Here is a 7637-nt window from a genome sequence, read left to right as displayed (position 1 = left end):
GCGTCGGGTGCGCTGCGCGCCCGTTCACGGACGCGCCGAAGCGGCGGCCGCCGCTTCGGCGCGTCCGTGAACGGGCGCGCAGCGCACCCGACGCCACCGATGCCGTCGGCGTGCCCGGATGCCCGACGATTCTCATGCACGATGCCACGAGGACAGAGTGAATGACGGAACTTCCGGGGTTACCGTTCGACAACCCAGACCTGCTCGGCATCGCACCCCAGATGCGCGCACTGCAGCAGGAGGGGCCGATCACCAGGGTGCGGACCGCCGGTGAGGATGCCTGGCTGGTCACCCGCTACGACGACGTGAGGGCGCTACTCGCCGACCGCCGACTCGGTCTCAGCAATCCCGACCCGGAGCAGGCGGCCAAGAGCGCGGCCAGGAGCTTCATGATCGCGCTGATGGCCGGGGACGACCACGACACCGAGGCGACCAGGCATGCGCAGATGCGCGCGCTGCTCGTGCCCCGGTTCTCCACGCGCCGGATGCGCCTGATGAAGACCCGGATCGAACACCACGTGGACGATCTGCTCGACCAGTTGGCCGCCGGCACTCCGCCGGCCGACCTGCACAGCGCGCTGTCGTTTCCGTTGCCGACCATGGTGATCTGCGATCTGCTCGGCGTGCCGTTGGCCGACCGGGAGCGGTTCGGGCAGTGGGCGAGAGGCACGTTCGACCAGAGCGACAACCAGCACTCGGCGAACACCTTTCAACAGGTCGTCGACTACACGACGGAACTGGTGGCGCGCAAGCGAACCGAGCCGGGCGACGACATCCTGTCCGAGCTGATCGCCGAGAAGGACGGCGCACTGTCCGATGCGGAGATTGCCCACTTGGGCAACGCCGTGCTGTTGTTCGGCTACGAGACCACCATTGTGCGCATCGACCTGGGCACGCTGCTGCTGCTGCGCAATCCGGCCCAACGTGCCCTGCTGGCCGAGAATCCCGAACTCGCGCCGGCCGCGGTCGAGGAGATCCTGCGCCTGGGCGTGGGCGGCAAGGGATCCAACGCGCTCATACCCCGTTACGCGCACGGCGACATCACCGTCGGCGAGACGGTGATCCGGACCGGAGACGCGGTGCTGCTGGCCATCGGCGCGGCCAACTACGACGGCCGGGCGTTCCCCGACGGCGACCTGTTCGACCTGGCCCGGCACAAGCCCAAGTCGCACCTGGCATTCGGGCACGGCGTCCGGCACTGCATCGGCCGCACGCTGGCCCGGATCGAGCTGACCGCGGTGTTCGAGCGGCTGTTCCGCAGACTGCCCAACCTGCGGCTCGCGGTACCCGAGGAGTCGCTGCGCTGGCAGGAGCACCGGATCACCGGCGGGTTCGATGAAATTCCCGTCACCTTCTGAGTGGCATCGCACGAGCGACAACACAGCCGCCCACCGTTCATGGTCATAGGTGGCACATTCCGCAAGATCGAAGCCGCCGTCGCCCCGCCCGGATGTTTGACGCTCCTTCCCCCACGCACAGACGTCACGAGGACAAGGAACCATGACGGACACTTTCAGCGACTACGTCGACTGCATGCCGCTTCTCGACGACCGTGAGGCCCTCGACCGGTTCTACGACGAGCACGGCTACCTCTATCTGCGCGACGCTCTGGACCGTGAACTCGTGCGGACCGCCGCCGAGCAGATGCTCGAGGGCCTGATCGCACTCGGCCACGCCACCCCCGGCACCACCCTCGACACCCTCACCATCGAGTCCTTCGAGGCGGTCGACGAGGTGGCGATGCACGACCACGTCAAGTACGACGACCTGTGGAACCACCCCTCGACCCTCAAGGTTTGGGAGAAGGTCTTCGGCGAGCCCGTCTTCGTCTTCAAGTCGACGACGATCCGCTACTACCCCTCCGCCCCGGGGTCCGCGGAGCCGAGCTTCCTGACGCCGCTGCACCAGGACGGCTTCTACATAGGCCCGAACAAGGACTTCCGCACCGCCTGGATACCGCTGCTCGCGACGACACCTGGCATAGGCGGCGTCGCCGTCGCCGACGGCAGCCACAAGAAGGGCCCGCGCGAGCACGTCCTCACCGAGAACTTCCGCCGCTTCGGCCACGCCGTGCGCGGTATCCCGGCGGAGGAGTTCGGCGCGGACGAGCAGCTGCTGTTCTCGCCCATGGAACCGGGCGACGTGATCATCTTCCACGCCTTCATGTGCCACAAGTCCATCCCGAACGTCTCGGTGAAACCGGCCGGCATGCGGATGTCGATGGACACCCGCCTCCAGCCCGCCTCCTCGCACCGCGGGTTCAACGCCCTGACCCCCTGGCCTGAGTCCGCGAAGGACGCCTCCAAGGGAATCATGTCGAAGATCACCGGCACTCCCACCACCACCGAGTGACGTCGTCACCCCCGCACCCGCCTCAACCGTCCCCCACAAACGCCCGGGTAGGCAGCGCATGACGAAACGCGAGGGTCTCCCCCCTCTGAAGAGGCCCAACGCGGCACAGGAGCCCCGGGCCGGCACGGCACCGGCCGCCGCGGGGCTCAGCGGCATCGCCCTCGTGGTGGTGCTCACCGGATACGCCCTGTCCATCGTGGACGCCTCCATCGTCAATGTGGCGCTGTCCTCGATCAGTGGCGACCTCCACGGCGGTCCCGCCGCACTGGAGTTGGTGGTGTCCGGCTACGGCCTCACCTACGCCGTCGGGCTGGTGCTGGGCGGACGGCTGGGCGACGCCTTCGGCAGACGGCGCCTGTACGCCTACGGGCTCGCCGCGTTCACCGTCACCTCGGCGCTGTGCGGACTCGCCCCGACCATCGAGTTCCTGGTCACGGCCCGGCTGCTGCAGGGCGCCGCGGCCGCCATGCTCGTACCGCAGGTGCTGGCGACGATCCAGGCGGTCACCGAGGGCCAGGCGCGCGCTCGTGCGATCGGCATGTACGGCGCGACCGCGGCTCTCGGCATGGTCGTCGGGCAGATCCTGGGCGGGCTGCTGGTCTCGCTGGACGTCGCGGGGATCGGCTGGCGGTCGGTCTTCGCGATCAATGTGCCGATCGGGGTGGCCGCGCTGCTGGCCGTCCGGCGCGTCCCCGGAACCAGGGCTGACGCGAAGCCGGGCTTCGACCCGGTGGGCACCGTGCTGTTCGGTGTCACGATGGTCTGTGTCCTGGCCGTGATCGTGGCGGGCCCCGACCTGGGCTGGCCGCTGTGGCTGTGGTCGCTGCTCGCGGTCGCCGCCGCGGGGGCGCTGGCGCTGGTGCGGGCCGAACGCGGGCTGGAGGCACGGGGCGGCTCACCGCTGCTGTCCCCGTCGGTGCTGTCCCGTCCGGGGATGCGCAGAGGGCTGGCGGCGATGGTGCCGTTCTCGGCCGGCTTCGGCGCCTTCCTGTTCGTCTACGCGCTGGTCGCGCAGGGCCACTTCGGCTTGGACGGGCTCGCCTCCGGCGCGGTGCTCGTGCCGTTCGCCGCGGCCTTCTTCGTGGTGACACTGTTCACCCCGAGGATCGCGGCGGCCCTGGGCGGCCGAATCGTCACCCTGGGCGCCGTCGTCCAGTGCGCGGGCCTGCTGCTGCTGGCGCTGGTGATCGGGCTGGGCTGGCCGCATCCCTCCCTGGCGCTCGTGCTCGTCGGGATCGGCTTCTTCGGGGTGGGCGCGGCGCTGACCGGCCCGACGCTGTTCCGGATGATCCTCGCCGACGTACCCCCGGCGCAGGCCGGCATGGGCAGCGGTGTGCTGGTGACCAGCCAGCAGATGGCGACCGCGCTGGGCGCGACCGTCGGCGGAACCCTCTACGTCTCCCTGTCCGGTTGGGTGTCGACGGCTTCGGCGGCCGTGCTCGTCGTCGCCCTGTTGGCGTGCTTCTCGGTGACCGTTCTCGTGATCAGCCTGAAGCTCCCCGACCCCAGGTGACACCCACGCCCCTCGAACGGCGCGATCTGATCCAGTCCTTCTCGTTGGCGACGGCGCGCCGTCGTTCGGCGTTCCCGCGCGCAGAAGCGGAGAGAGCGAAGTGCAGTTACAGACAAGGACAGCCGTGGTGACCGGCGCGGCCAGCGGCATCGGCCTCGCCCTCAGCGCCCGCTTCGCGGAGGCCGGCGCCGGGGTGGTCATGGCGGACGTCGAAGGCGACGCACTGCACCGCCGGGCAGCCGAACTCACCGCACAGGGCGCTCAGGTCACCGCGGTGACCGCCGACCTGACCGATCCGGACGCCGTCGAGCGGCTCGCGGACACGGCGTTCGACGTGCTCGGCGACATCGACGTGGTGTGCAACAACGCCGGAGTCGTCGGTCCCGTGGGCCAGCCGCTGTGGGAGGTGCCGCTGGAGCGGATGCGGCAGGTCTTCGAGGTGAACCACTGGGCGCACGTCCTGGTGGCACGCGCCTTCGTCCCCCGGCTGCTGGAGCGCGGCCGGTCCGCCCATCTGATCCACACCGCCTCGATGTCCGCCTTCGTCGTCGGCGCCGGCAGCGCCGCGTACGCCGCCTCCAAGCACGCCGACCTCGCGGTCGCCCGCAGTCTGCGCGCCGATCTGCGGGGCACCGGGGTCCGGGTGTCGGTGCTGTGTCCCGGCCGGGTCGACACCCCCATGGTCCAAGGCCTGACGGCCCCGCGCGGCGCGGGCGGTGACACCTCGGTGAGCGCCGCGGACGTCGCCGGACTCGTGTGGGAGGCCCTGGGCTCCGACCGCTTCTATCTCTTCAGCAACTCCGACGCCCCGCTGCGGCTGCGCGATCAGTTCGACGACGTATGGCGTCACGTTTCCCTTCCGCCCCCTTCCCCCGAGGAGGAGCTGTGGCCCGTGCCGAAAGCGACGACCGTAGCGACGAAACACTGACCGTCGACCTGGAGGCGGTGAGGGAGAAATACCGGCAGGAACGCGACAAGCGCAGCGTCGGTCGCACCTACCAGTTCGCGCGCGGTGACTTCAGCCGCTACGCGCGAGACCCCTACACCGAGCGGCAGGAGCGCGAGCCGCTCACCGACGAGGTGGACGTCGCCGTCGTCGGCGCCGGCATCGGCGGCCTGCTGACCGGCGCCCATCTGCGCAAGGAGACCGGCCTGGAGCGCATCCGGCTGATCGACGAGGCCGGCGACGTCGGCGGCACCTGGTACTGGAACCGCTTCCCCGGCGTCCGGTGCGACGTCGAGAGCCACATCTACATGCCGCTGCTCGAAGAGATCGGCACGATACCCACCGAGAAGTACGCCACCGGGCCCGAGATCCTCGCCCACCTCCAACGGATCGCCCGCACGTACGGCCTCTACCGCGACGCCCTCTTCCAGACCACCGTCACCGAGCTGCGCTGGGACGAGGCCGCCGGGAAGTGGCTGGTGAGCACCGACCGCGGGGATCTGATCCGGGCCCGGTACGTGGCCATGTCGATCGGTCTGATGCACCGCCCCAAACTCCCAGGGCTGCCGGGCCTGGAGACGTTCGCCGGGCACTCCTTCCACACCAGCCGCTGGGACTTCGACTACACCGGCGGCGACAGCACCGGCGGCCTGACCAAGCTGAAGGACAAGAAGGTCGGCGTCATCGGCACCGGCTCGACGACCGTCCAGCTCGCCCCGCACCTCGCCGAGTGGGCCGAGCAGCTCGTCGTCTTCCAGCGCACCCCGGCCGCGGTCGACGTCCGCGGCAACCGGCCCACCCCGTCCGACTGGGCGGGCAGCCTCGAACCGGGCTGGCAGCAGCGCCGGATGGAGAACTTCCACGCGCTGACCTCCGGCGTCCCGCAGGACGAGGACCTGGTCCAGGACCGCTGGACCCAGACCACGGCCAAACTGGCCGCAGCGATCCTGCCCACCGGCGACACCGGGGGCGACCCGAAGGAGCGTGGGCTCGCGGCCGAACGGGCGGACTTCCTCAAGATGGAGGAGCTGCGCGCCCGCATCGACGGCGTCGTCATCGATCCCGCGACCGCCGCCGCCCTCAAGCCGTACTACCGCGTGTACTGCAAGCGGCCCTGCTTCCACGACGGCTACCTCCAGACCTTCAACCGGCCCAACGTGACCCTGGTCGACACCCAGGGGCAGGGCGTGGAGCGGCTCACCCCGGCCGGGGTGGTCGCGAATGGCCGGGAGTACCCGGTCGACTGCCTGGTCTTCGCCACCGGCTACGAGCACGAGTTCGCCGTCCCGTACACCGACCGCGCCGGCTACGACATCGTCGGCCGCAGCGGCGTGAGGCTGTCGGAGAAGTGGGCGGACGGGGCGCACACCCTGCACGGACTCCAGGTGAACGGCTTCCCCAACTGCTTCATCCTGTCCAAGGTCCAGGCCGGGCGGCACGTCAACATCGCCTACATGCTGGGCGAGCAGACCCGGCACCTCGCGCACATCGTCAAGTGCGTAGAGGAGCGCGGCCACCGGGTCGTGGAGGCCTCCGGGGCCGGTGAGAAGGAATGGGTCGAGGAGATCCTCCGGCTCGCCACCAACGACATCGACTTCCTGGAGAACTGCACGCCCGGCCTCTACAACAACGAGGGCGACCCGAGCGGACTGCCCCTGCTCAATTCCAGCTACGGCGGCGGCTCGGTGGAGTTCGTGGACATCCTCAGGCGCTGGCGCGAGGCGGGCGACCTCGCGGGCCTCGAACTGCGCTGACCAACCCCACACTTCTGCGAGAGGCGGCAACGCCCATGGACGTAAAGCCGATACCCGGCACCGCACTTGGCGCCGTCGTGCACGGCGCCCATGTCACCGGCGACATGGACAAGACCCAACTGGAGGAGATCTGGGCGGCGCTCGACGCGCGTCTCGTCCTCGTCTTCCGCGGCCACGAGGCCCCCTCCTACGAGGAGTTCCTGGCCTTCGGCCGCCGCTTCGGGTACATCCCGAAGACCGGTCTGACCAGCGGCGCCCACCCCGACCACAACGAGATCCTGATCGTCTCCAACCTGGTGGAGGACGGCCGCAAGATCGGCGTCGGCGACGCCGAGTGGATGGGCTGGCACACCGACTACTCCTTCCGCCCCCGCGTCTCCCAGGTCGGCTTCCTGGAGGCCGTGGAAGTGCCGCCCTCCGGCGGCGGGGAGACCCTTTTCACCGACATGTACGCCCTGTACGAGTCGCTGTCGCCCGAGGAGCGCAGGCGTCTGCACTCCTACCGGGTCCGCCACGCCCTGCGCACCGGGTACGAGGAGACGATCGAGGAGGAGCTGCAGGGCGAGGTGTCCCTCGGCGAGAGCACCGCGCAGATCCAGCCCGAGGACGGCACCTCCACCATCCACCCGCTGATCGCCCGCAATCCGCGCACCGGCCGCCAGTCGGTCTACATCAGCACCCTGAACACCAAGCGGATCGTGGACCTCGCCCCCGACGAGAGCCGCAAGCTGCTCGACGGACTGCTGTCGCACGCGGGCAAGCCCCAGTACACCTACGCCCACACCTGGCAGCCCGGGGACATCGTCATGTGGGACCAGCTCGGCACCGTCCACGCCAAGGCCGCCTTCGACCCGGCCGAACGGCGCATCATGCGCCAGGTCGTCAGCATCTTCGACGACCCGACCGGTCCCTGGCGCGCGGAGGTCGCCGCATGAGCACCGCTCCCGCCTCCCTCAGCCACAGCCGGGTCACGATCACCCCGGCGCTGCGCGCCGCCGTCGACCGGCTCGACCGCCGCTCACGTCACCAGGCGGCCTACCACTTCGGCTGGATCACCGCCGGCGGCGCGCCC

At 70.0% G+C, this 7637-nt stretch carries 6 protein-coding genes; all 6 read left to right on the top strand.

The genetic code is table 11. The features are described 5' to 3' along the window. Positions 1-161 precede the first annotated feature (161 nt). The 6 genes from penM (at position 162) to ptlD (ending at position 7500) form a co-directional block, all read left to right on the top strand. The gene (penM, locus tag ACWEN3_RS36480; protein ID WP_452980013.1) at positions 162-1358 is read left to right on the top strand and encodes a pentalenolactone synthase; all 1197 of its coding nucleotides are present in this window, start codon (positions 162-164) and stop codon (positions 1356-1358) included. A 142-nt stretch (positions 1359-1500) separates the two neighbouring features. After that, complete coding sequence (gene ptlH, locus ACWEN3_RS36475; RefSeq protein ID WP_452980011.1) at positions 1501-2352, top strand: 1-deoxypentalenic acid 11-beta-hydroxylase; 852 nt, start codon at positions 1501-1503, stop codon at positions 2350-2352. A gap of 58 nt (positions 2353-2410) precedes the next feature. Further along, on the top strand, positions 2411-3865 hold the full coding sequence (locus tag ACWEN3_RS36470) for an MFS transporter (RefSeq protein WP_452980010.1): 1455 nt from the start codon (positions 2411-2413) through the stop codon (positions 3863-3865). Between the two features lie 100 nt (positions 3866-3965). Beyond that, positions 3966-4793, top strand: a complete 828-nt coding sequence (ptlF, locus tag ACWEN3_RS36465) for a 1-deoxy-11-beta-hydroxypentalenate dehydrogenase (protein ID WP_452980007.1) — start codon at positions 3966-3968, stop codon at positions 4791-4793. A 17-nt stretch (positions 4794-4810) separates the two neighbouring features. After that, on the top strand, positions 4811-6565 hold the full coding sequence (gene ptlE, locus ACWEN3_RS36460; protein ID WP_452980016.1) for a neopentalenolactone/pentalenolactone D synthase: 1755 nt from the start codon (positions 4811-4813) through the stop codon (positions 6563-6565). Positions 6566-6600: 35 nt separating this feature from the next. Next, positions 6601-7500 carry a neopentalenolactone/pentalenolactone F synthase gene (ptlD, locus tag ACWEN3_RS36455; protein WP_452980004.1) on the top strand — a complete coding sequence of 300 codons (900 nt, stop codon included), beginning with the start codon at positions 6601-6603 and terminating at the stop codon, positions 7498-7500. Positions 7501-7637: the final 137 nt, after the last annotated feature.

It is taken from the genome of Streptomyces sp. NPDC004561, assembly GCF_053602155.1.
The sequence above is the reverse complement of the archived record's forward strand: the minus strand, read 5'-3'. Positions and strand labels throughout refer to the sequence as shown.